Annotated in this window: 24 protein-coding genes and 1 tRNA gene; 14 read left to right on the top strand and 11 right to left on the bottom strand. The window is 52.7% G+C overall.

What is annotated here, in order from left to right:
• Positions 1 to 42: 42 nt before the first annotated feature.
• On the bottom strand, positions 43 to 660 hold the full coding sequence (locus H6853_02040) for a hypothetical protein (GenBank protein USO04080.1): 618 nt from the start codon (positions 658 to 660) through the stop codon (positions 43 to 45).
• Positions 661 to 791: 131 nt separating this feature from the next.
• Here H6853_02040 and H6853_02035 point away from each other — a divergent pair, with 131 nt between their 5' ends.
• The 3 genes from H6853_02035 to H6853_02025 all read left to right on the top strand — a co-directional run bounded on the left by H6853_02035 (position 792) and on the right by H6853_02025 (position 3,677).
• Positions 792 to 2,279: a YifB family Mg chelatase-like AAA ATPase gene (locus H6853_02035; GenBank protein ID USO04079.1), complete on the top strand. Its 1,488-nt coding sequence runs from the start codon at positions 792 to 794 to the stop codon at positions 2,277 to 2,279.
• A 149-nt stretch (positions 2,280 to 2,428) separates the two neighbouring features.
• Positions 2,429 to 3,220, top strand: a complete 792-nt coding sequence (locus H6853_02030; protein ID USO04078.1) for a hypothetical protein — start codon at positions 2,429 to 2,431, stop codon at positions 3,218 to 3,220.
• Between the two features lie 10 nt (positions 3,221 to 3,230).
• Complete coding sequence (locus H6853_02025) at positions 3,231 to 3,677, top strand: hypothetical protein (GenBank protein USO04077.1); 447 nt, start codon at positions 3,231 to 3,233, stop codon at positions 3,675 to 3,677.
• 49 nt (positions 3,678 to 3,726) lie between these two features.
• On the opposite strand, the gene pssA is transcribed toward H6853_02025, so the two are convergent.
• Together pssA and H6853_02015 are read right to left on the bottom strand one after the other, a co-directional pair.
• On the bottom strand, positions 3,727 to 4,629 hold the full coding sequence (pssA, locus tag H6853_02020; protein ID USO04076.1) for a CDP-diacylglycerol--serine O-phosphatidyltransferase: 903 nt from the start codon (positions 4,627 to 4,629) through the stop codon (positions 3,727 to 3,729).
• Between the two features lie 41 nt (positions 4,630 to 4,670).
• Entirely contained in the window at positions 4,671 to 5,411 is a 741-nt protein-coding gene (locus H6853_02015; GenBank protein USO04075.1) for a phosphatidylserine decarboxylase, read from the bottom strand.
• A gap of 85 nt (positions 5,412 to 5,496) precedes the next feature.
• On the opposite strand from H6853_02015, the gene H6853_02010 reads away from it, so the two are divergent.
• The 4 genes from H6853_02010 to H6853_01995 all read left to right on the top strand — a co-directional run bounded on the left by H6853_02010 (position 5,497) and on the right by H6853_01995 (position 10,554).
• Positions 5,497 to 6,417, top strand: coding sequence for a DUF1311 domain-containing protein (locus H6853_02010; GenBank protein ID USO04074.1), 921 nt, complete (start codon positions 5,497 to 5,499; stop codon positions 6,415 to 6,417).
• A gap of 8 nt (positions 6,418 to 6,425) precedes the next feature.
• Positions 6,426 to 7,010: a TIGR00730 family Rossman fold protein gene (locus tag H6853_02005; GenBank protein USO04073.1), complete on the top strand. Its 585-nt coding sequence runs from the start codon at positions 6,426 to 6,428 to the stop codon at positions 7,008 to 7,010.
• A gap of 163 nt (positions 7,011 to 7,173) precedes the next feature.
• Positions 7,174 to 8,235 carry a GGDEF domain-containing protein gene (locus H6853_02000; GenBank protein ID USO04072.1) on the top strand — a complete coding sequence of 354 codons (1,062 nt, stop codon included), beginning with the start codon at positions 7,174 to 7,176 and terminating at the stop codon, positions 8,233 to 8,235.
• A 54-nt stretch (positions 8,236 to 8,289) separates the two neighbouring features.
• The gene (locus tag H6853_01995; GenBank protein ID USO04071.1) at positions 8,290 to 10,554 is read left to right on the top strand and encodes a UvrD-helicase domain-containing protein; all 2,265 of its coding nucleotides are present in this window, start codon (positions 8,290 to 8,292) and stop codon (positions 10,552 to 10,554) included.
• On the opposite strand, the gene H6853_01990 is transcribed toward H6853_01995, so the two are convergent.
• The gene (locus H6853_01990) at positions 10,532 to 11,440 is read right to left on the bottom strand and encodes a DUF1223 domain-containing protein (GenBank protein USO04070.1); all 909 of its coding nucleotides are present in this window, start codon (positions 11,438 to 11,440) and stop codon (positions 10,532 to 10,534) included. The two genes, H6853_01995 and H6853_01990, sit on opposite strands and share 23 nt — an antisense overlap.
• Before the next feature lie 165 nt (positions 11,441 to 11,605).
• Between H6853_01990 and H6853_01985 the strand changes: the two genes are divergently transcribed.
• On the top strand, positions 11,606 to 12,562 hold the full coding sequence (locus H6853_01985; GenBank protein USO04069.1) for a peptidylprolyl isomerase: 957 nt from the start codon (positions 11,606 to 11,608) through the stop codon (positions 12,560 to 12,562).
• Complete coding sequence (gene rsmA / locus H6853_01980; protein USO04068.1) at positions 12,555 to 13,382, top strand: 16S rRNA (adenine(1518)-N(6)/adenine(1519)-N(6))-dimethyltransferase RsmA; 828 nt, start codon at positions 12,555 to 12,557, stop codon at positions 13,380 to 13,382. Before H6853_01985 ends, rsmA begins: the two co-directional genes overlap by 8 nt.
• Here rsmA and gmk read toward each other — a convergent pair.
• A complete protein-coding gene (gene gmk / locus H6853_01975) occupies positions 13,379 to 14,020 on the bottom strand; it encodes a guanylate kinase (protein ID USO04067.1) in 642 nt (213 codons plus the stop codon). The genes rsmA and gmk overlap by 4 nt on opposite strands.
• 78 nt (positions 14,021 to 14,098) lie before the next feature.
• On the opposite strand from gmk, the gene H6853_01970 reads away from it, so the two are divergent.
• The gene (locus H6853_01970; GenBank protein USO04066.1) at positions 14,099 to 14,863 is read left to right on the top strand and encodes an SDR family NAD(P)-dependent oxidoreductase; all 765 of its coding nucleotides are present in this window, start codon (positions 14,099 to 14,101) and stop codon (positions 14,861 to 14,863) included.
• Positions 14,864 to 15,029: 166 nt separating this feature from the next.
• A complete protein-coding gene (locus tag H6853_01965) occupies positions 15,030 to 15,332 on the top strand; it encodes a winged helix-turn-helix transcriptional regulator (GenBank protein ID USO04568.1) in 303 nt (100 codons plus the stop codon).
• Here H6853_01965 and H6853_01960 read toward each other — a convergent pair.
• Together H6853_01960 and H6853_01955 are read right to left on the bottom strand one after the other, a co-directional pair.
• Positions 15,329 to 16,273, bottom strand: coding sequence for a glycosyltransferase family 9 protein (locus tag H6853_01960; GenBank protein ID USO04065.1), 945 nt, complete (start codon positions 16,271 to 16,273; stop codon positions 15,329 to 15,331). The genes H6853_01965 and H6853_01960 overlap by 4 nt on opposite strands.
• Positions 16,242 to 17,429: a glycosyltransferase gene (locus H6853_01955; GenBank protein USO04064.1), complete on the bottom strand. Its 1,188-nt coding sequence runs from the start codon at positions 17,427 to 17,429 to the stop codon at positions 16,242 to 16,244. Before H6853_01955 ends, H6853_01960 begins: the two co-directional genes overlap by 32 nt.
• Before the next feature lie 55 nt (positions 17,430 to 17,484).
• On the opposite strand from H6853_01955, the gene H6853_01950 reads away from it, so the two are divergent.
• Entirely contained in the window at positions 17,485 to 18,249 is a 765-nt protein-coding gene (locus H6853_01950) for an alpha/beta hydrolase (GenBank protein ID USO04063.1), read from the top strand.
• Positions 18,250 to 18,347: 98 nt separating this feature from the next.
• Positions 18,348 to 18,437 (top strand) — tRNA-Ser (locus H6853_01945).
• 83 nt (positions 18,438 to 18,520) lie between these two features.
• Here H6853_01945 and H6853_01940 read toward each other — a convergent pair.
• Positions 18,521 to 19,207 carry a hypothetical protein gene (locus H6853_01940; GenBank protein USO04062.1) on the bottom strand — a complete coding sequence of 229 codons (687 nt, stop codon included), beginning with the start codon at positions 19,205 to 19,207 and terminating at the stop codon, positions 18,521 to 18,523.
• Positions 19,208 to 19,403: 196 nt separating this feature from the next.
• On the opposite strand from H6853_01940, the gene metE reads away from it, so the two are divergent.
• A complete protein-coding gene (metE, locus tag H6853_01935; protein USO04061.1) occupies positions 19,404 to 21,707 on the top strand; it encodes a 5-methyltetrahydropteroyltriglutamate--homocysteine S-methyltransferase in 2,304 nt (767 codons plus the stop codon).
• A gap of 20 nt (positions 21,708 to 21,727) precedes the next feature.
• Here metE and H6853_01930 read toward each other — a convergent pair whose 3' ends face one another.
• The 3 genes from H6853_01930 to H6853_01920 all read right to left on the bottom strand — a co-directional run bounded on the left by H6853_01930 (position 21,728) and on the right by H6853_01920 (position 23,341).
• The gene (locus H6853_01930; protein ID USO04567.1) at positions 21,728 to 22,018 is read right to left on the bottom strand and encodes a winged helix-turn-helix transcriptional regulator; all 291 of its coding nucleotides are present in this window, start codon (positions 22,016 to 22,018) and stop codon (positions 21,728 to 21,730) included.
• A 267-nt stretch (positions 22,019 to 22,285) separates the two neighbouring features.
• A complete protein-coding gene (locus H6853_01925) occupies positions 22,286 to 22,621 on the bottom strand; it encodes a hypothetical protein (GenBank protein ID USO04060.1) in 336 nt (111 codons plus the stop codon).
• Positions 22,622 to 22,774: 153 nt separating this feature from the next.
• Positions 22,775 to 23,341 carry a pentapeptide repeat-containing protein gene (locus H6853_01920; GenBank protein ID USO04059.1) on the bottom strand — a complete coding sequence of 189 codons (567 nt, stop codon included), beginning with the start codon at positions 23,339 to 23,341 and terminating at the stop codon, positions 22,775 to 22,777.
• Positions 23,342 to 23,357: the final 16 nt, after the last annotated feature.

The raw sequence follows: 23,357 nt of genomic DNA, 5'->3' as shown, positions 1-23,357 counted from the left end.
AACAGAAGTCTATCTATGTAAAATTCTTTTGTCCAGCGTTTTTTAACGGCGCAGATGGACGGGAAAGAGAATGATGTTATCGTTATGCGGCCGTTTTTCCGGCAATCCGGCCATGGAATAAAGTCCGCTTTCTCCTTCTCCCTGCGCGCTTTCGCCTGAAAAACGTTTTTCAAGCTCGTCCAGAATATAGCCTGCGATCTCCATATGGGCGCGGGCCTGTATCGAGAGGATATCGCAGAGCATGGCGATTGATTTTTTGGCCCGGTCCATGTTACAGCGCAAGGATTCAAGCAAGTCTGCCAGGGATTCCAGGTCTTCGGGAATGTGCCGCAGCGTATCATAAAGCTTGTCTTCGTTCACCGGCCCGCCCTGATAATTGGCGATCCATTCGGGGGCGTAATCGTCGATGAGTTTGCTGGCCTCGATGCTCAGGGCCGTGGCCAGAGAGGATTCCTTTGTGAACTTCAGGGCGATGTGTTTTGCGGATAAGGCAATGGCCAATAAGGCGGAATCCGGGTCCAGGTCGCTCAAGGTTTCATGCAGGGCGTACTGCACGTCTTCTTCCATTTGAAGGTCGTCATAAATGATATCGCCTGCGACCATAGGGACGGTCAGCTGCGTGTGTAAAAGGGCCAGTTCGTTTTCGCTTAAGATAGACATGGGTTTGAAATCCTGCGCTTCGTGTCTTGCGTTTCTTTTATACAGCGGCAGGTATGAACAATCCCTTAAACAAAAATGAAGGAGGCGTTAACGCTCTTCTTTTTTGGGTTTTTCTGTGCGATACAGGAGGAATGGTAGCGCGCATTAATACAGTGGCCTTTTGCGGCGTCGATGTTCAGCGGGTGGATGTGCAGGTGCAGATTTCCAGCGGCCTGCCTGCATTTACAATCGTGGGGCTGCCGGATAAGGCGGTGGCGGAAAGCAAAGAGCGTGTGCGTTCGGCGCTTCATGCGCTTGGCATTTCTTTGCCGGCAAAACGCCTGACGGTGAATCTTGCGCCCGCGGACCTGAACAAGGAAGGCTCCCATTTCGATTTGCCGATCGCGTTGGGGCTGCTGGCGGCGATGGGTGTTTTGCCGAAAGAGGAAATGGAAGAATATGTGGTGCTTGGGGAGTTGTCTCTGGACGCGGGCATTCGCTCTGTGGCGGGTGTCCTGCCTGCGGCCATTCATGCCAGCGCCAATGACAATTCCCTGATCTGTCCGGAAAGCTGCGGCGGTGAAGCGGCGTGGGCTGGCGATTTGAATATATTGGCCCCTGCCAATCTTTTACAGGTGATTAATCATATCAAAGGCACGCAGGTCCTGACTGCGCCCGAAGCAAAAATTGTGGATTCGGCTGCGGCTGTCGTGCCCGATCTTGCGCAGGTAAAGGGGCAGGAAACGGCCCGCCGCGCTCTGGAGGTGGCTGCGGCGGGCGGGCATAATCTTTTGATGAGCGGCCCGCCGGGATCGGGAAAGTCGATGCTGGCATCCTGCCTGCCGGGTATTTTACCGCCGCTTTCGCCGCACGAAGCTCTCGAAGTTTCAATGATTCATTCGCTGGCGGGAACGCTTCCGGAAGGGGGATTGATGAAAGTGCGGCCCTTCAGGGATCCTCATCACTCCGCTTCGTTGCCGGCTCTGGTGGGCGGAGGGCATAAAGTCAGGCCCGGTGAAATTTCGCTTGCGCATCACGGCGTTTTGTTTCTGGACGAACTGCCGGAATTTGCCCGCGGCACGCTAGAGGCTTTGCGCCAGCCGCTCGAAAGCGGAAAGGCCCTGGTTGCGCGGGCCAATGCGCATGTCACATATCCCGCCCGGTTCCAGCTTGTTGCGGCGATGAATCCCTGCCGCTGCGGTTATCTGGGATCGCCGGAAACCGAATGTACCAAGGCGCCGCGCTGCGGTATGGATTATCTGGCAAAACTTTCCGGCCCGCTTTTGGACCGGATTGATATCCAGGCCGATGTTCCGGCTGTGAAGATCAGCGATTTAAGCGGGCTGTCCGGCGAGTCGTCCGCAAAAGTGGCCGGCCGCGTCGCAAAAGCGCGGGAAAGGCAGGAAAAAAGGCACAGCGCGCAGATAAATGCTTATTTGCCTGCAGATGTTTTGGAGGAAGTTGCGCCGCTCGAAAAAGGGGCAAAAACCCTTTTGGATCAAGCGGCTGAACGTATGGGGCTCTCGGCGCGGGCCTATCACCGGGTTTTGCGCGTGGCCCGGACCATCGCCGATTTGGAGGGGGACTTCGAAACGCTTGGGGAAGCCCATATCGCGGAATCCCTGTCTTACCGCCGTTAATACCTTATTAACATTTTGTAAAATAACAATAATTTCCGGCCAAATTTGTTTTTTCCTCTCCGTTTGCGGTATCCTTAATACGTTAAGGGAATGTTAGACAAATGCCATTAATGTTGATGGAAACAGATATTATAAAAGGACGGATTTAGATGCCTTACGATGTGACGGATGGATCTTCTTTGGCGGAAGTCAGCGATGCCAGGCGCGCTTTGGGTGGCAGCGGCGAGCAGGAAATCAGAACGGCAAGGGCGCAGATCGAAACGGCGGCGCGGGAAGCGGCTGTTCTGGATGATCCTTCGGCCAAAGGCAAAGGCGGCGATTCTCCTGACGCGGAATCGAAGACGCCTGCTGCGGCGGACAGTCCCGAGTTTGAAGTTTATTCCGGTATGGCGATGCAGGCTGCGGGCGTTGGCGGCGCGGCTGATTTAATGAAAATGGCGTCCGAGCGCATTGATGCGGCGAAGGGGGTCGATCTTGCGGGCATATCGAAAAAGATGGGCGGGATGATTTCGTCCCGCGCCCAAACGGCGGATCAGTGGGCCATGACAGGAAGAACATCGCAAACGTTAATCGATAGCGAAAGCAGCAAATACGGTCTTGGTGAGGCCTATCGGACAGGGGGAAACATGTTCCCCAAAGAAGACGATTTTAAAGCGACAAAAAAGATGGCGCTGGCCGCCAGAAAAAATGTGGCGCTGGAGCAAACGCAGACGCTTACGAAACAAAAGGACCTCGCTGCCGGTAATGTTTATGCGGCCGAGCGCGGGGTGCAGGGTTATGCAGGCCATATCATGCGCACGGCTCCGGAAATCGGGGCGACAATGACGGCAGGATCCCGTCCCAAAAATATGGTTGCGATGATGCAGCAGCGTAATTTTGATCTTTCAAGCGGGCCGAAGGGGCCGACGACCAACGTGATCGAAGAAGAGACAATGGTATAGGAAAAATAAAATGGTTACAGAACACGGAATTACAGGACCGGAAGATGCTTCCACAAGATCGTGGACGGCAACAGCGGATTTTAAAGCCGCGACCACCGGACCAAACTTGGCGCAGCAGAGTCCGGCTGTGAATATGCGCAGCGCTTTTGACAGCGTGCGCGTTAATCCGAATACATCTGTTGCTGAAATGGGGCAGAAAATGCAGACGCAGATGGCCCCTGTCATGGACAATAACCAAAAAATTGAACTGGCGGCGGATGCCGAGCAGACAGGCTCCAGTCTGACCTGTATGCAGCCGGGGGCAGGCAGTCTCCTCGGGGAGCTATGCGGCGCTCTGAACAAAGAAGTGACGGAACTTCGCGAAGCGCTTGGCGGCGGACCGAAAGCGGAAGCATCTGCACCTGTGCCGTCACCGTCTCTGGATACGGCCGGACCCCGGACGCTGGCTTTTTCCTGATCGTTTTAAAGAAAATGTGATCCGCGCCGTTGTGCACGGCGCGGGTTTTTTATGTTTCTTTTTTCTCCGTCCGGGCTTTCTCCCGCGCTTTTCGATCGGAAAGCTCTTCAAGGGAAAGGGTGCCAAGGGCCAGATCGGCCAGGTCTTCGGCATCTTCATAGCGGGCCTGCAGGCGCAGGAAGTGACGAATGGCAAAAGGGATGCTTGCCATGTAGATCAGCGCGGAAAGGCTGAGCGTTTGCCACGGCGCCTGAATGAGGGCGGCAATCACCAGCGCGCCGAAAGCCAGCGCAGGCATTCCCATTTTGGCCGGAATTTTGATTTGTTTGGAAGACCATGTCGGAATGCGGCTGACCATAAGCGCGGCGACAAGAATAACCCAAAGCCCTGCAAAAGGCGTGGCAAAGGCAAACTGTTCGAAAAATTGCGGGAATTGCAGCCATATGATGAGGGGCAAAAGGGCCAGCCCGGCGCCGGCAGGAGCAGGAATACCGGAGAAAAAGCCGCGTTTCCAGTCCGGTCTGGCCGTATCCCGCATGACATTAAAACGCGCCAGCCGCAGGGCTGTTGCGGCGGCATAGACCAGCATGGCGATCCAGCCGATCTTTCCGGCGTCCTCAAGGATCCATGTATAGAGAATAACGGCCGGCGCAATGCCGAATGCCAGAAAGTCCGAGAGGCTGTCCAGCTCTGCCCCGAAATCGCTTGTGGCGTTTAAAAGGCGCGCAACGGCACCGTCCAGCGCGTCCAGAATAGCGGCGATTAAAACGGCAATCACGGCGCGTTCCCAATTTCCTTCCAGCGCCACCTGAATGGCCGTTAACCCTGCGGCAAGCGCCATGAGCGTCAGAAGATTCGGAATGAGACGATGCAGGCCCAGCTGTCCGTGTTTTCCTTTGGACGTTTCCGGAAGGTCTTTTGAAGGGGGCTTCTTGATCTCAGTGACAGACATGTTTGTTTGTCCTCCTGTTATTCGGTCTTGCCGCGTTGTTTTTACTGCGCTTTGCCTTCGCGCGGCGGCTCTGTTCCGTCCATATCGGCCAGCACGGTTTCTCCGCCAATCGCATATTGCCCGACGCAGACAAGCGGCGCGACATCTTCAGGAAGGTAAATATCGGCGCGGCTGCCAAAACGGATCAGGCCGTATCTTTCGCCGGCTTCAACTTCGTCGCCTTCGGTCAGTGAGGTGACAATCCTGCGCGCCACAAGTCCTGCAATTTGTACAAAGCCCACCTGACGGCCGTCTTCCAGTTCCAGCAAGGCGCTGGCGCGCTCGTTATACTGGCTCGCCTTATCGAGTTCGGCATTTAAAAACTTTCCGGGGTTGTAGGCCGTTTTGATAATTTTTCCGTCAATGGGAACCCGGTTCACATGAACATCGAAAACGGACAGGAAGATGCTGATACGTGTGTAATCCGTATCTTCCTTTTTCCCGCCAAGCTCGGGCGGGAGCGGCAGGCCTTCAGTGATCGCGCAAACGCGCCCGTCGGCCGGGGAAATGACCAGCCCCTTTCGCTGCGGCGTTATGCGGACGGGATCGCGGAAAAAATAGACGCAAAAAAAGGTAAGGATCAGGGCCAGGACCCCAAGCAGTTCCCAGATAAGGAAGCAAACGAAGGTAATCACGGCCCCCCCGAGGATAAAGGGATATCCGGCGGGATGGATCGGAACCAAAACCGTTTCCTTGATGGTTGAGAGAAGGGTTTTGTTATTTTCTGTTGTGTTTGTGCTCATAAGGACAGGATTATAGCTGTTCTAGAAAACTTTCATAGGGTATAAATAAAGCTGGATATATACCTCCCCCAGGGATCTTTAGAACATGTTGGCAAAAATTCTTTTGAGCGCGACCCTTTTTTTTATCGTTACGGCCTCTACGGCGGTTATAGCGGCGGATCACAGCGCCTTTTGTACGGGAAGCGACAGTACGGCGGCGACGGTAAGATGTCTAAACCGTCATTTGGGCTGGGCCCAAAACCGACTCAATAAATCATATGAAAAACTTTCGGCGGCGCTGGAAGGGGAGAATTTGGAAAGTCTTCGGGTTTTGCAAAAAGACTGGTTGGCTTACCGCGACGGCCAGTGCGAATGGGAGTCCAGACAAACGGAAGTCAGCTCTCTGGAACGGGTGAATAAGCTTTCCTGCCTCGCCCGTATGAGTGAGGACAGGGCGGATCTTCTGGCGGCGATGATCGTCGATGAAGAGATGGAAGGATATGCGCAAAAATTTGGAGGTTTCCCACGCTGGATGAATGTTCTGGCGAAAGACAAGCCGGAGGTTTTCTGGAGTTACGGCAAAAGATTGCGGGCTGACCTGGATTGTGACAGCGAAAACGAAATGGTGATGACGGGTTTGCTTGCCGGCGAACTGGACGATGTTTCGACCGGAGAAGGCGAAAAAGGACCCAAAGCCCACGGTTTGACGCTCATGCTTGCCATTGCTGAAAATCCGCCGACAGGCCGGCCTCAAACGTATATTTTGCCTTTTGTTGTGGGAACGGATATTTGCAGCGCCTCTGCCTCTTTGAGCGTACAGGAGGAAATTTCCGAAGAGGGGGATTCTTCTTCGCAAGAGGCGAAAGAAGAGCCGGAAGAAAACAAAAAATGCGGTGCCCGGCTGACGCTTGCGCCAAAGGGGTGTGATCCTGTCTCCGTGATATGGTCTGGAAAAACATATGAGATTGAGCCGGAGGAAATCCCGGAAGAAAAAACAACTGAAGAAAAAACAAGGAAAGAAAAGTAGGAATTTCAATGAAGGACATCAAATCTGTTTGTGTGTATTGCGGGTCTTCTTCGCGGGTGGACGATGTTTATAAAAAAGTGGCGACAGGTCTTGGCGCGATTTTGGCGCGGGAAAAGTGGGATGTCGTTTATGGCGGCGGGCGTGTCGGTCTGATGGGGCTGGTGGCGGATGCGGCGCTGGAAAAGGGGGCCAGGGTTATCGGGATTATTCCGGAACATATTCAGGACCGCGAAGTGCAGCATAAGGGGTTGAGCGAACTTCATGTTGTGGGTTCCATGCACGTGCGAAAACAGCAGATGGTTGACAGCTCGGACGCCTTTGTCGTTTTGGCAGGCGGTTTGGGGACGCTGGATGAGCTTTTTGAACTTTTGACATGGAAACAGCTTGGGCTGCATGACAAGCCGATTGTGATTGTGAATATTGAAGGATACTGGACAAAGCTTCTGGAAGCGATTGACAATATTTCCGCCACCGGTTTTATGCGGCCCGAGGATAAAGAATTATTTGTTGTTGTTGATGATGTCGAAGATGTGCCGAAAGCGCTGAAAACGGCGCCGAACGCAAAGTTTGATCCTCAGACCAAATGGATATAAACGTGCTTGTTTTTCATAACGTATTAATTGGGGGTTAATCATATAAGGTGTAGGATAGAAAAGGATGAAAGAGAGGCACTTTTCCCTTTCATCCATGTGACCGCAGGTGTTTAATTAACCTCATGTTTTGTCTGGAATTTTCTAAGGGATTTAATTTTTAAACGTGCTTTACGATCATGACATAGACCTTGCAAGCGGTGTGGCCGAAAAAGCCTTTGCCCGCTTGAAGCAGGACGGAATTCCGCCGGCGCCGAGTAATTTCGAAGTTTGGTATGCTTATTATGCCAAAATCAATACGGAGCTTAAAGCCGAAATTGACCAATTGAAAAAGACGGCGGGAAAAGTGACGCACGACGATTGCCGCCTTCTGTACGAGAAATATCTAAGCGATAAACGCAATCAGGAACTTGTTGAAAAAGCCGGCGACCAAATCCAGTCAACCCTGCAGGACGTTTCCGGACTGATGGATAACATGAGGTCTGCGACGTCTGAATATAGCGGCACGCTGGAAGGGGTCAGCCGGAAAATCGCCAGCGTGGAAACACCGGAAGACTTCAAAGAGATAATGGACAGTGTCGTTCAGGATACGGCCAAGATGGCGCAGCAGAATAAGAAACTGGAAGCGCAGCTTGACAAATCTTCTGTAGCGATGGAAGCGCTCAAACAGGATCTGGAGCGTGTGCGTAAGGAAGCGATGACAGATGGACTGACAGGGCTTGCCAACCGGAAATGCTTCGATGAAGAAGTCCGGCGTATGGTGGCGCGCTGTGTTCAGGAAGGCGAAACGCTGACATTGCTGATGCTGGATATAGACCACTTCAAAAGTTTTAATGACAATTACGGTCACCAGGTCGGGGATCAGGTTATACGTCTTGTCGCCCATACGCTTACGGACGGCGTTAAAGGGAAAGATCTGGCCGCCCGTTACGGCGGTGAGGAATTCGTTATTGTTTTGCCGAACACCAATATGAATGCCGGTATAACGGTGGGGGACAGTTTGCGCAAATCTCTGGCAAACAAGGAAGTGATTAACCGGGCGAGCGGGGAAAATCTCGGCCGGATTACCATGTCCGTCGGTGTCGCCCAGTATTATGGCGGTGAATCGGTTGAAAACCTGATTGAGCGCGCCGATGCGGCGCTTTATACGGCAAAACATAATGGCCGGAATCAGGTCGCTGCTGCGCCAACGCCGCATGAAGCCGCACGGGAAAAAGAAGCCGGTTAATTTCTTTTCTTTTTCGTCCTTGATCCGCACGGACGCTGCATTTACTTATAAATCATGGAAGATCATCGGCATATCAACGCGCCGGACGGGTTTGACGTTCGGAATGTTGCGGCTGACGCATCAAACAGGGATGCGGGGCCGGCATCCCCTTCTTTTGAAAATCTGAACGCCCCGCAGGTTGAGGCGGTAGAGGCGACCGAAGGGCCTGTGCTTGTGCTGGCCGGTGCGGGAACGGGAAAGACGCGGGTTTTGACGACGCGGCTGGCATATCTTCTTCAGACGGGGCGCGCCTTCCCCGGACAGATACTCGCTGTGACCTTTACGAACAAGGCGGCGCAGGAAATGAAAACACGCGTGTCTTCCCTTCTGGGCGGCCAGCCCGTGGAAGGATGGTGGCTGGGCACGTTTCATGCGCTGGCGGCGCGGATGCTCCGGCGGCATGCCGCCCTTGTGGGGCTCAGGTCCGATTACACCATTCTGGACGAGGATGACCAGATCCGGTTGCTGAAGCAGCTTATGGAGGCGGAGAATATAGATACCAAAAAATGCCCGCCCAAGCTGGTCGCGGTCCGCGTGAACGATTTTAAGGACAAGGGAAAAAATCCTTCCGATTTGTCGGCAAATGAAGGCGGGGATATCGCGGAGGGAAAGCTGGTTTTGTTATATGGCCGATACCAACAGAGAATGAAGGCTTTAAATGCCTGCGATTTCGGTGATTTGCTGCTTCATGTAATTACGATTTTAAAAGACCCGGAGAATGCGGGCATTTTGGCGGATTATCACCGGCGCTTCCGTTATATTCTGGTGGATGAGTATCAGGATACGAACGTCGCCCAGTATCTCTGGCTTCGTTTGCTCGCAAAGGGGTCGAATAATATTTGCTGCGTGGGGGACGATGACCAGTCCATCTATGGCTGGCGGGGCGCGGAGGTGGAAAATATTTTGCGCTTCGAACGCGATTTTCCGGGGGCCAGAATTGTCAGGCTGGAAGAAAATTACCGCTCGACAGGGCATATTCTTTCGGCGGCAAACGCGGTTATCGCGCATAACGAAGGCCGTCTGGGAAAGGATTTGTTCACAAGCGCAGGGGACGGTGAAAAAGTTGTAGTGCGCGGCCTTTGGGATGGCGAGTCCGAAGCCAGGTGGGTCGGGGAAGAAATCGAAAACCTGCAAAACAAGGGCTGGTCCCTCGATCAAATGGCGGTTTTGGTTCGCACCGGGTTTCAAATGCGGGAGTTTGAAGAACGTTTTATCCAGCTTGGGCTGGCCTATCGCGTTATCGGGGGCCCCCGTTTCTATGAACGTAAAGAGGTGCGCGATGCGCTGGCTTATTTGCGCGTGGTGCGGCAGCCCGATGACGATCTGGCGCTGGAGCGGATTATCAATACTCCCAAGCGGGGAATCGGGGATGCCACCGTGCAAACGCTTTACGCGCACGCGCGCGCCAAGGGGATCAGCCTTTATGTTGCGCTGGCGGATTTGACGCAAACCGAAGAACTGCGTCCGAAGGTCCGTTCTACCTTGATGAAATTGCTGGATGATTTCGAACGCTGGCGGGGGCTTGTGTCGACAATGCCTCATGCGGCGCTGGCAGAACTTGTTCTGGATGAATCCGGTTACGTGCAGATGTGGAAAGGCGACAAATCTCCCGATGCGCCGGGGAGGCTGGAAAACTTAAAAGAACTTGTCTCCGGCATGGAGGATTATGAAAGTCTGGATGAATTTTTAGAACATGTCGCGCTGGTTTTGGAAAATCAGGATAAGGCGCAAGGCGCGTGCGTCACGCTGATGACTTTGCACGGGGCCAAAGGATTGGAGTTTGATGCCGTTTTTCTGCCGGGCTGGGAGGAAGGCTTGTTTCCTTCGCAAAGGACGATGGACGAGGGCGGCATCAAGGGGCTGGAGGAAGAACGGCGGCTGGCCTATGTCGGGATAACGCGGGCGCGTAAAAAAGCTTATATTTCCTTTGCGGCGAACCGGCGCATGTACGGGCAATGGGTGAATGCCATTCCTTCCCGGTTTGTGGACGAACTGCCGGAAGGTCATATTGCGGCGCATGCAGAAACCGGGCTTTATACGCCGGGCCGTTCACAGCACTGGGATTCAAGCGGCGTGTCTCCCGTTCCGCACGCCTCTTCCCGCCGGGACGAAGAAAGAGAAGGGCGTCCAAAACCTTTTGCGTCGGGAGACCGCGTTTTTCACGACAAGTTTGGCATGGGCACGGTTATTCATGTCGAGGGAAGCAAGCTTGATATTGCTTTTGACAAAAGCGGGCATAAACGCGTGATGGACAGTTTTATTCAGGCAGCATCGGCGTAGAAACCGGCGCCGCATCTTCTTTATTTTCCGGCAGGGTATCGGGGTTCTTTTTCTTTTTTCTGAGTTTGTAGTCCCGCACTTTTCCTGCGGCCAGAACTTTCGCGCCGTGCGTTTCATGGATAACGGCGACATATCCCCCGCGGTCTTTCCCGCCGGGCGGCATCGGAACATCCACCTCGATGGTGCGTTTATCCCCATGCCATTTGGCGATGTGTTTTATATCCTGGACCACATTTGTGAAACGCAGGACCCGTCCGGCGACCTCTCCTTTTGTCATTTTCTGTATGATGTAATCCTGATACCGGATGAGCCAGACGCTGGAAGAGCCTTTTTTATGAATTTCATCCATTGCCTGAGGCATTTCAATCAGAAGCGTATCCTTATCCTTCCATTTCATATGGATAAAAGAAGGTTTTGGGAGAGAGGATTCTTTTTCCCCCTTCAGGATGCTGTAAAGGCTTCGAATATCCGAACCGCGAAGACTATAGCGTCCATTCACCATGAAATGGGGGATGCTGACTTCGGTTTCATCCATTCTGCCGGAACTGCGGTATGACCACTGGCGGTATGTACAGGCCTCGAGGTTTTTAGGGTCTTTCGGGGTGCTTTTATCCCAGTAGTCGATGTGGCAGCCCAAGGCGATGACATTTTTCTCTTGGGAAACGTCATAAAGCATCCGGTCGGCCAGCATACAGGCGCTGCAGTTTGAAGATGTGAAAAGTTCGACCACGACCGGGTGCTCTTCATCAATCCACGTACTGTTTGTGTCGTCGGCGATCTGGGCCCGGGCGTTTTTTTCGGGCCATAAGAAGGCGGTTATGCATAAGGCCGCAATCACAACAGGCCAGAACCGTAAAAGGGGACGTTTTTTAGAAAAAAATATCATGGGTTCATTGTGCCAGAAAACGTGTGAAAAATCATACTTTAAGAGGAGGCCAAAGGCGTTTTGCCGTTTTGCCGCCTGAAAATGCCCTAAAATTAGACGTATTTCCAGTTTGAAATTCAGGTGATTTGAAACTACAGTGGGTTTCGAGGGCAATGAGGGGTTCTTATGGGAACGTATAAAAGTCTTATTTTTTCTGTTTTTTTTGCGGCATTGTCGGGGTATTTTGCACCGCCTTTTGCATTTGCCGAACAAAAGACAATGATCGTGGCTGTTGTCAATGAAGGGGCGATTTCTCAAGTAGACGTACAGGATCGAATGCGCCTGCTTCTGGTTTCCTCTGGTCTTCCCAATACGCAGGAAATGCAGGCAAAAGTATTGCCTCAGGTTCTGGATAGCCTGATCGAGGAGTATATAAAAATTCAGGAGGCAACCAGAAACGACATTGAAGTGACGGCGGAGGAGGTTCAGGCGGGGCTTAGGGAGATTGCCGATCAGAACAAGTTTACGCCGGAAGAGTTCGAACAGATTATGCGCCAGCAAGGCGTTCCAAAGCAGACATTGCTTCATCAGATTGAAGCGCAAATTGCCTGGAGCAAGGTTATCCAGCTTGTCCTGCGTCCCAAGGTCGATGTAAGCCGGAATGACGTGGAAGCGCAAATGGAGCGTCTCAAAAAGAATGTCGGAAAAACGGAATTTTTTGTATCGGAAATATATCTGCCTACGGAGGACCCCAAAAACGAATCCGAGGTCCGGCAATTGGCTAATAAGCTGGTTCAGGAAATAAAATCTCAGAAGGCGCCTTTTCATGCGGTGGCGTCCCAGTTTTCAAAATCGGCCGGGGCCAAAAACGGCGGTCTTATCGGCTGGGTTCAGGAGCAGCAGCTTGATACGGCGCTGGGGGAAGCCCTTGCAACGCTGGAGGAAGGGGCTGTAAGCGCCCCGATAAAAACGCAAGTGGGGTATCATATTCTTCAGCTCCAGAAAAAGCGGATTATCGCGGCGGAAAATCTTCCTTCCAAGGATGAACTGGCCAACCAGATCGGGTTTTCCCGTTTGGATAAATTGCAGCAGCGCTATCTTTTCGATTTAAAATCCTCTGCGTTTATAGATAAACGTGTCTGATTTCCAATCCCTTCCCCCATTGCGTGAAATTATTCGTGCGCATGATTTGCGTGCGGAAAAATCTCTGGGGCAGAATTTCCTTCTGGATCTGAACCTGACCGACAAAATTGCCCGCTTTGCCGGGGATTTGTCCGGGGTCACCGTTTTTGAAATCGGGCCGGGGCCCGGCGGCCTGACCAGAGGGCTTTTAAAGGCCGGTGCAAAAAAGATTATCGCCATTGAATGTGATCCAAGGGCAATCGTTGCGTTGCAGAGTCTTGTGGAGGTTTCCGAAGGGCGGGTGGAAGTTATAGAGGCCGATGCGCTGTCTGTTGATTTGTTGTCGATTGCCAATAAAAAACCGTTTAAAATTGTTGCTAATCTGCCCTATAACATTGCGACGCCGTTGCTGGTGGGATGGCTGTGCCAGATTCATGAAACGCCTGCCCTGTTTAACTCCATGACGCTTATGTTCCAAAAGGAAGTCGCGGACCGTCTGGCGGCACTCCCGAAAACAAAGGCTTATGGACGGCTGTCCGTTCTGGCGCAATGGTTGTGCCATGTTAAGAAAGTGATGACCCTTCCGCCCGGCGCTTTTACGCCGCCGCCAAAAGTGAGCTCTACCGTTGTGCATTTTATTCCGAAGGAAAAAGAGCCGCAGCAGCCTGCTTTTGCCGCGTTGGAGTCCCTGACGGCCGCCGCCTTTGGCCAGCGGCGCAAGATGGTCCGTTCGTCCTTAAAGGAATATTTGCCTCTTATGGAAGAGATGGGGATGAACACGTCTTTGCGCGCGGAAGATTTAAGCGTGGCAGATTATGTTTCTTTGGCAAAGCGGCTTTAAAGCCCGTCTTTCAGTCCGCGCACAAAATCGGACAAGCCAGTGAGGCGCCATCGTTTCAGGCGTTCCGCGTGCAGGATCATTTGCGCTTTTCCAAGGGCGACATCAATATCCTTGTTGATAATGACATAGTCGTATTCCGAGTAATGGGTGACTTCATCCGAGGCTTTGTTCATCCGGTACGTAATGTTTTCTTCCGTATCTTGCCCGCGGGAGCGCAGCCGCCTTTCGAGTTCCTGTGCGGAAGGAGGAAGGATAAAGACAGTGACCAGGTCATCCCGCGCCATTTCCCGCAATTGCTGGGTGCCCTGCCAGTCGATGTCAAAAATTACGTCATGTCCTGCGGCCATCGATTTTTCAACGGATTCGCGGGGGGTCCCGTAATAATGCCCGAAGACTTTCGCATGTTCCAGAAACTCGCCGTTGTCGATCATTTCGTTGAAGGTCGGGATATCGACAAAAGAATAATCCTGTCCCTGTACCTCCCCGGGCCGGCGGGGACGGGTGGTCACGGAAACGGAAACGTCCAGATCTTCATTCTGTTTCAGGAGGGCGCGGGTAATGGTGGTCTTGCCTGCCCCGGAAGGGGAAGACAGGACATACATCAGGCCGCGGCGCGTTAGTTTGAGAGAGTCACTCATAAGAGAACTATAACGGGCGCAGCGGGCGTGTGCAAAGGGGCTCTTCATTTTTATCGACAGATCGCCTAAACTTTTCCCATGATTTTGCCCAAAACAATTCTCATTACAGGCGCCTCCAGCGGGATCGGGGAGGCGCTCGCATTATATTATGCAAAAAGCGGCGTCCGCCTGTTTCTTTGCGGCAGGAATGCAGGCCGTCTGGAAAGCGTGGCGGCGGCCTGCCGGGCCAAAGGCGCCGATGTTGAAACGGCGGTACTGGATGTGACGGATGAAACAATGCTGGCAGAGTGGATTCTTTCTGTAGATGAAAAAAAGCCGCTGGACCTTGTGATCGCAAATGCGGGCATATCCGGTGGCGGCGCGGGATATGAAAACGGGGAGCCGGTCGCGCAGGCCCGCTCGGTTTTTGATGTAAATGTCATCGGTGTTTTGAACACCGTGCAGCCGATTTTGCCCCGCATGGTTGCCAGACATTTCGGGCAAATTGCCCTGATGAGTTCTCTGGCCGGATTTCGGGGCTGGCCGGGGGCGCCTTCTTACAGCGCCTCAAAGGGCGCGGTGCGGTTTTACGGGGAAGCTTTGCGGGGAGCCGTGGCGCATACGGGCGTTAAAATCAATGTGATTTGTCCGGGGTTTGTCAGGTCCCGCATGACGGACCAGAACGATTTTCCGATGCCGTTTTTTATGGAGGCAGACAAGGCCGCCTGTATCATCGCGAAGGGCCTGGCCCGGAACAGGGGCCGGATCGCGTTTCCGTGGCAGATGCATTTCATGTCCTGGTTTATATCCATCCTGCCGGATGCTCTGGCCCAAAAAATCCTGAAGCGGTTTCCAGAAAAATAATATTACATGTTTTGTGGATTTATTATTATTTTCTGTTACAATATGGCCTGTAAACCATATTGTTTGTATAAAAGTTCTGTCAGGCTTTCCGATTGGGCTGTACAGGTTTGTGATTGAAAGGTAAGAGTCGTTCGCATCTGGAAAGATGGAAGCAGTATTTAAAATGATGGACAGGGAAGATATGGAAACCAATTTGCCGTTGGCTGTTGGGCTTCTGAAGGCGCTTTCAAATGAAAGCCGCCTGCTGATTATGTGTGTCCTGAACAAGGAAGGCGAAAAAAGCGTCGGGGAACTGGAAAAAATAGTGGGTTTAAGCCAGTCCGCCTTGTCCCAGCATCTTGCGCGTTTGCGCAAGGACGGTCTTGTGGAAACCCGCCGGAGCGCCCAAACGATTTATTACTTCACCAGGAACAAGTCTGTGCAGGCTATTCTCGATTGTTTATGCGGGATTTTTAACCGTCATTGTTAACGCCGCATCGTTTCAAAACAGCTTGAGACTTCTTCCGGCGCAAGGGTTTCCAGATCATTCACTTGCAGCGTTTTAAGATGTTCCCCCTTCGGGGCGTGGCGGACAGGGTTGCTGCTTCCGGAAAACAACACAAGCGTGGGGCAGCCTGTCGGGGCAATCATATGCATCGGGCCGGTATCGTTTCCAATGGCTCCTGCGGCGGCGCGGGCCAGCGCCACAATGTCGAAAAGCGTCGTCTGTCCGCCAAGGTTCAGGGCCTTTGGGCAGGACCGGGCGATGCTGTCCATAATTTCCTTTTCTTCCTGCGTGCCGATCAGGACGGGCTGGAGTCCGTCTTCAATGAGTCTGGCGCAAAGGCGCGTATAATGCGCTGCGGGCCAGCGTTTTTCGGGACGGCTTGGCGCGCTTCCCGCGACGATAAGAACGTAAGGCTTGCTGCATGCGAAACGGGAAAGGTCGGCGTTAATCCATTCCATCCGGTCAATGGTGATATCCTTGATTCCCGCCAGACCAAGCGTCTGGACATGGCCGTCAAAGGCCTGGCCTTGCGTACGTTCCGGTGAGACGTTCCGGTGGGAGGCGCCCCGCGCCGTTCCTACCCATTCCGGACGGGGGGAGAACAGCCGGAAGTACAAAGACGTACGGTCGTTATTCTGCAAATCGTAAACACGCGAAAAATGCGGCTTGTTTAGCATGTGGCGAAGACGATACCACTTCAGGGGCTGGTAGTATTTGGGGCGTATGTCTGTCAGGATCGAATCGAAATAACTGCTTTTCTGTGCAAAGGCCGTGAAAGGTGCGGTTGTCAGAAGGGTGATATGCGCGTCCGGGTGATGCTGTCGGATGGCGCGCATCGGGCCGAGGCTTTGAATAAAATCGCCCAGAGCCCCCAGCTTGATGACAAGAATATTATTCCGCCGCATGTTCGAGAGGGACGTCATACGGGTTGGTTTTATATTTTTCCTGTAAAAGCTCCGCATAGACATTCATGGTTTCGTCGGCCATTTTTTCACGGGAAAAGTTTTTGGCGACATGGGCCATGGCCCGTGAGGCCAGAACAGAGCGTTGCTCGGGCTTCAGGGAAAGGGCCTCGTTTATCGCGGCGGCGAGGGCGGCGGCGTTGCCGGGCGGGACCAGCCACCCCGTTTCACCGCGCAGGATCGTTTCGCGCGCCCCGCCGTGATCTGTGGCGATAACGGGGCGGCCCATTGCCTGCGCTTCGATAGGAACGCGGCCAAATCCTTCCGGGTCGGTGGAGGCGGAGACAACGACGGTTGAAAGCATATAGGCGGCAGGCATATTGTTGCAGTGGTCGATAATGCGCACGCACCCTTCCAGCCCTTTGTCGCGGATGGATTGCTCCAGTTCGGTCCGGTATTCCTTGCGTCCCTGGTCTGCGCCGATGATAACGCAAAAGACATCAGAGCGGTTTAAACGCGCGACGGCGTCAATGAGGACCGCGTGGCCTTTCCAGCGGGTCAGCCGTCCGGGCATCATCACAATCCCCGCGCCGTCCGGTACGCGCCATTCCTTGGTCATCTCGATAAGCTGCGCGGCCGAGACGGCGGAAGGATGGAATTTTTCCAGTGCGACGCCGCGGTGGATCACCCGGATATCGCGCGGGTCGATACGGTAATTTTTCAAAAGGTAATCGGCAATATAGTTTGAAATTGCGATAACGCGTTTTCCTCTGGCAATGGAAGAATTATAGAATTTCTTGGTTTTTCCGTTGATATTGTAAGGGGCGTGGCAGGTGCTCATATAACGCGCGGCCGTTCCTTTGCAGGCTTTAAGCGCGGACCAGGCGGGCGCGCGGCTGCGGGCATGGACGATATCGACATCGTATTTCTGGATGATCTCCCGCAGGCGGCCGATATTCCGCCACATGACAATCGGGCTTTTGCTGTGCACGGGCAGGGAAATATGCTCCGCGCCTGCGCGGGCCAGTTCATGCACGCGCGTTCCTCCGTTTGAAACGACAATGGCTTTCGAACCGCTGCGAACGATTTCAGCGGCTATGTCGATGCAGCCCTGTTCTGCGCCGCCGGCGCCGAGCTCAGGAATCACTTGCATAATGACCGGTATTTTTGCACTCATACGCAAAGAGTTATCATACTCTGGAGGTTTAGCGGAAACAAAAAAGGCATCTTTGATGACAATCCGATATTTGCAAAGTTCCGGGGGCAACAAGCTGGCTTATATCCATATTGAAGGGGATAAGGCGTCCTTGCCGACGGTTGTTTTTTTAGGGGGCTATCGTTCCGACATGGAAGGCACCAAAGCCCTTTATCTTGAGGGGGCCTGCCGTGCCCGGGGACAGGCTTTTATCCGTTTCGATTATAGCGGCCATGGAAAATCGGGCGGAAAATTCGAAGACGGCACCATCGGGTCCTGGACACAGGACACGCTGGATATACTGGACCGGGTGAGCGAAGGGCCGCTGATTCTCGTGGGCTCTTCCATGGGGGGATGGATCGCCTTTTTATGCGCGCTGGCGCGCCCGCTCCGCGTGAAAGGGCTTGTCGGGATTGCCGCCGCGCCGGATTTCACGACCTGGATCGAGGCGGATATAAGCGCCGGCCATAAGGCGGATCTAGAGGAAAAAGGGTATTTTGAGGTGCCGAGCGAATATTCGGACGCCCCCTATATCTTCACAAAGGCTCTCCTGGAGGAGGGGCGCAGCAACACCCTTCTGGATCGGGGCATCCCTCTGGATATTCCCATCCGGCTGTTTCAGGGCAAAAAAGATACTTCTGTGCCGTGGGAGGTTGCGCGGCGGATCAAGGACGCGGTAACGGGGGAGGATGTGGCGATTACATGGGTTGAAGACGGCGATCACAGCCTGTCGCGGGCGGAGGATCTCCCCCGGATTCGGGCTTTGATTGACGAAATAGAAATAAAGATTCAGCAGGCTTGAAATTCAGGACCATTTTGTCTATGGTCCGGCGGTCGAAGGACAGGTGGCCCCGTTGCCGAAAGGCAACAATCTATAAATCGAGGCCGCGTGGACTTTAAGGACAGGTGGCCGAGTGGCTTAAGGCGCACGCTTGGAAAGCGTGTTAGGGTTCACCCCCTACGCGGGTTCGAATCCCGCCCTGTCCGCCATCCGCCTTCGCGTCAGCGAAGACGAAGAAACGAAGACGGGCTTGTCACCCTGCGCTCTTTCTATCATCGCAGATTTAAGGATTTTAACCGGGGGGTGTTTTTCGAATTTCCCGTTGCCCCAGCGCGATGAGGTAGAGCAAAACGAAATAGAACAGATACACCTCTTCCACCTCGCTGAAACGGGTAAAAATGTAGATTCCCGCCATGCTCAGGAATTTTTCAAGCAGATGGAACCCGACAATCAGCAAGGCAATGAAGGACAATTCCTTGGGGGGATAAAAGGCGTTGAAACGGCCCGGCAGCAAGGCGGGGCAGATTTTTTGCAAAAACGGAATTAAAAGGCCGCCTGCGGCCACTCCTATCAACAAAAACAGACGGGGCTTTTGGTCCAGCCAGTCGGACGTATTGTGCAGGTTCGTTTCCTGCTGGTCGTTTATGCGGGTCCATTCTTCCGGGGTCGACCATTGCATCACATGCTGCCCCCAGCTGACTTCCTCCCCGGCGACATAAAAACAGCATAAGGCCGCCAGAAAAAGCCAGGTGGCCATTAAAGGCTCTTTTCGCCATGACAGAATGAATAAAAGGCGGCTTGCCACGAAAAACGCAGCCAATATCAGCAGGAACTGAATCCATTCATGCGGGCCGCTTTCCGTATGGAGGGCGGCGAGCGTGTCGCGGGATAAAAAAACCTCCATAAGCGTTTGAGCGGCCGCGCCTGCAACCGGCACCCAGAGCCACCAGAGGGGGGAAAGGTTTTTTGGGTTATTCATGCAAAATCAATCCTAATTACGGGGCTTTGTATCAAGAAGCCTGATCGGTTCCTTTTTATACGCGTTAAACGGGCCTGTTGGAATCAATATATTTTTGAAACCCGGGTGTTTTTATTTCTAAAGACATTCGCTTGACAGACAAGTTCAGGTGCAGTCTTGTGTTCATTGCATAGCGATATCAATCAAGGAGAGAAAAATGGTCCTCGCAACAAATCTCGGATTTCCCCGTATCGGCGCGCAGCGGGAGCTGAAAAAAGCCGTTGAAAGCTATTGGAAAGGCTTGCTGTCTCAGGAAGAGCTTCTGGCGGCGGGACAGGACATACGCATGCGTCACTGGGCTTTGCAAAAAGAGGCCGGGCTGGACCATGTTCCGGTCGGGGACTTCTCCTTTTACGATCAGGTTCTGGATATGATCTGCCTTCTGGGCTGTGTGCCTGAGCGCTATAAATGGGACGGCGAAACGATCGGGCTGAATACGTACTTTGCGATGGCGCGCGGGCGTCAGGAGGGCGATTATGACGTGACAGCCATGGAGATGACAAAATGGTTTGATACCAATTACCATTATATCGTGCCGGAATTTGAGCAGCACCAGGCTTTCAAACTCTCTTCCTCCAAAATTTTCGATGAATTTCGGGAGGCGAAAGCCGCCGGTATTCCGGCGCGGCCCGTTTTAATCGGTCCGGTCAGTTTCCTGATGCTGGGAAAAGCGCAAGGGGATTTCTGTCCTCTTGGCCTGCTGGCAAAAATCATTCCGGTTTACGAACAAATATTGAAAAATTTGCGGGATCTTGGGGCTGAATGGGTACAGATAGACGAGCCCTTTTTGGCCATGGATCTGAATGAGCGTGAAAAACGCGCCTTCCGGGATGCGTATGATGTTCTTTCGAAATCCGCGCCGGGGCTGAATATCCTGCTGGCGACGTACTTCGAGGGCTTGCGCGATAATATGGATCTGGCTTTTTCCCTGCCTGTTCAGGGCCTGCATCTGGATGTCGTGCGCGCGCATCATCAATACAAGGATGCGCTGGCCATGGTGCGGGAAGGCATGTTTTTATCGCTTGGCCTTGTCGACGGACGCAATGTCTGGAAAAACAACATCCATGAATCCCTGAATATCCTCGAATATGTCGATAGCCATATCGGGCTGGACCATGTGATGGTCGGCCCGAGCTGTTCGTTGCTGCATTGTCCGATAGATCTGGATCAGGAAGACGGCATGGATGCGGAGGTGAAGAGCTGGATGGCGTTTGCGAAACAAAAGCTGGACGAGATTGTTTTGCTTGCCGAAGGGGCGAATAAAGGCCGCGCCGCGATCCGGTCCGACATAGAAGCCAGTGACGCGGTTGTCGCGCAGCGCAAGGCATCGCGCCGAATCCATAGGCCCGACGTTATGCAGCGCATGGAAAATATCACTGAAGAGATGAAACACCGGAAAAGTCCTTTTCAGCAGCGCCGGAAAATTCAGCGGGCGGAATTAAACCTGCCGTCTTTTCCAACCACATCCATAGGCTCTTTCCCGCAGACGCCGGAAATCCGCAAAGCGCGGGCGGATTTTAAAAAAGGGACGTTGAACGAAGCGGATTATGAGCGCGCTATGAAGAACGAAATCCAGCACGTGGTGGATTACCAGCATGGCGCCGGTCTTGACGTGCTTGTGCACGGCGAGCCGGAGCGGAATGACATGGTCGAGTATTTTGGGGAGCAGCTTGACGGTTTTGTCTTTTCAAAACGGGCATGGGTGCAGTCCTACGGCTCGCGCTGTGTAAAACCGCCGATCATTTTCGGGGACATTTCCCGTCCGGCGCCCATGACCGTAAAATGGGCAAAGATGGCGCAAGACATGACGGATAAAGTTATGAAGGGCATGCTCACCGGGCCCATTACCATTCTGCAATGGTCTTTTGTCCGCGATGACCAGCCGCGCAGTGAAACGGCGCGCCAGATTGCGCTGGCAATCCGGGATGAAGCCATCGACCTTGAAAAAGCCGGCATTAAGATTATCCAGATTGACGAGGCCGCCATGCGCGAAGGCCTGCCTTTGCGTAAGGAAGACTGGAAAGATTATCTGGACTGGTCTGTCGAAAATTTCCGCATAGCCTCTTGCGGCGTCGAAGATAAAACGCAAATACATACCCACATGTGTTATTCGGAATTTAACGACATGATCGAATCGATTGCGGATATGGATGCCGATGTCATTTCGATTGAGACGTCACGATCTCAAATGGAACTTCTGGACGCGTTTGCTTCCTATAAATATCCGAATGAAATCGGCCCCGGCGTCTACGATATCCACTCTCCGCGTATTCCGTCCGTCGAAGAAATGGTGGCTTTGCTGGAAAAAGCGGCAAAGGTGATTTCACCGGATCAGATCTGGGTGAATCCGGATTGCGGATTAAAAACCCGCGGCTGGGCGGAGGTCGAGCCGGCGCTTAAGAATATGGTGGAAGCGGCTAAAAAAATGCGTGGCAAGAATAAGGACAGCGCGGCCGCTTAAGCGCTGCCGCTGCCGGCGCGTTAGATTTTCTTCTTCAGGGACTCAACCAGTTTTTTTCCTCTGGCGCTCAGGTAAAGTTCTTTGCGGCGGCGGTCGTCTTTTGCCATTTTAACAAGGACGAGTCCGTAAGGCTTTCCCATCCGGCGGTAGTTGGATAACGCTCCGATCGTCCGGGACATAACCGACATGGAAATCCCGGTTTTCTCCGCAACATCTTTCAGGGAGCAGCCTTCGTCCATTGATATCTCCAGAAAAACGCAAACCCATTGCAGCGGAAATTCGGGATCAATTTTTACGAGTTCCTGAAGGATATTTTGCAGTTTTGCGAGTTTTAACTGTTTCGTTGTCGTCATTTGCTACGCACCTCATCACCTGTTTTAAGGGGGACCATTTCCCCGATGTAAATACAAGCTGCGTATATGGCATATCCAAAATAGTTTCGCAACGGAAACTTGTTTTTTTAAATAAGGGTGTGGCTGCAAATTCACGATTAAATTCAACGGATACCGCCCGCACTTTTCCCAGTTTTATATAAAAAATCATTTTATGTTCCCCAACACATGAAAAATTTACTTAAATTACGCCACGTTGGAATAATTCCTGCGGCAGCATGTTTGAATATAGACGGAAAGGGCTTTTCTCAGGTCCGTGCGCACCCGCCAGTATATTCTGGTCGTATCCTCGGCCTGACGGCGGAGCATGGTTCCTTCCATGTTGCCGTAAAGAATCTCGATCATGTCTTTTTGCCGGCCGTGCAGTTTTTGCCAGTTTTTGTAGGTGTCGATGGCATGGCGGGTTTTCTTTTTGTAGTGATCCTCCATATCGGCCATTTGTTTGAGGTCGAGGATTTGTAGATTGCTTCGCAAAATCAATTCCTCTGTTTCAAGGTTCTCTGTTTGATAGAAATTACTCATTTTTGTCTTTCCTCCACACAGTTATACACAACTTCAGGTTTTTATTGTTCGTTCAGTTTTATGCGCTATATTTATTAACAAAGAATTAAATCACGCGGTTTTCATATGGAATCTTTGGTATATAAGTCCTTCCTAAATTGCAAAAATACCCCTTTATATATACCCATGATTGTTTTTTTGCCGCTTTATCAGGGTGCCTCCGGCTAAAATATGGTCGTTTAGATAAACAACCTGTCCTTCGGGGCCCTGAAGGGACACGGGCCCGCCGGAAAGATCGCAGGGCACCTCTCCCTTGTGCCAGTAAATGGCGCCTTCCAGCGTTTTTGCCTCATGCCAGGGCAATGAAAAAAGGCTGGGGCAGGAAAACTGCGTTTTTGAAAAATCGGAATCGGCGACAATCGTTTTTGAAAAATAAGCGCCCCTGAAATCGGCCCCCCGCAGGGCCGAGTCCGCGAGGCAGGTTTCTTTCAGACTGGCGGCCCTGAAATCACAGCGTTCAAAAACGCCGCCGCTCATATCCGCGTAATCCAGAAGGGCGCCCCATAAGCAGGCCCCGCGCATTTTTGCGCCGTCCAGATTGCTGTGCCGCAGGTTCATGCCGCGCAGGTCCACATGGGATAAATCGGTTTTCTCGTAAACGGCCTGTTCGACACAGCGCCGTATCGTAGGAAAGCGTCCTTCGAACAGAATTTTTCCGGTCTTTTTGGATAATAGATACATGAACACTCCAATTACT

The sequence above is a fragment of the Rhodospirillales bacterium genome, from assembly GCA_023898765.1.
Taxonomy (GTDB): Bacteria; Pseudomonadota; Alphaproteobacteria; order Micavibrionales; family Micavibrionaceae.
Note: the sequence above shows the minus strand (reverse complement) of the source record. Positions and strands in the feature narration are given on the sequence as shown.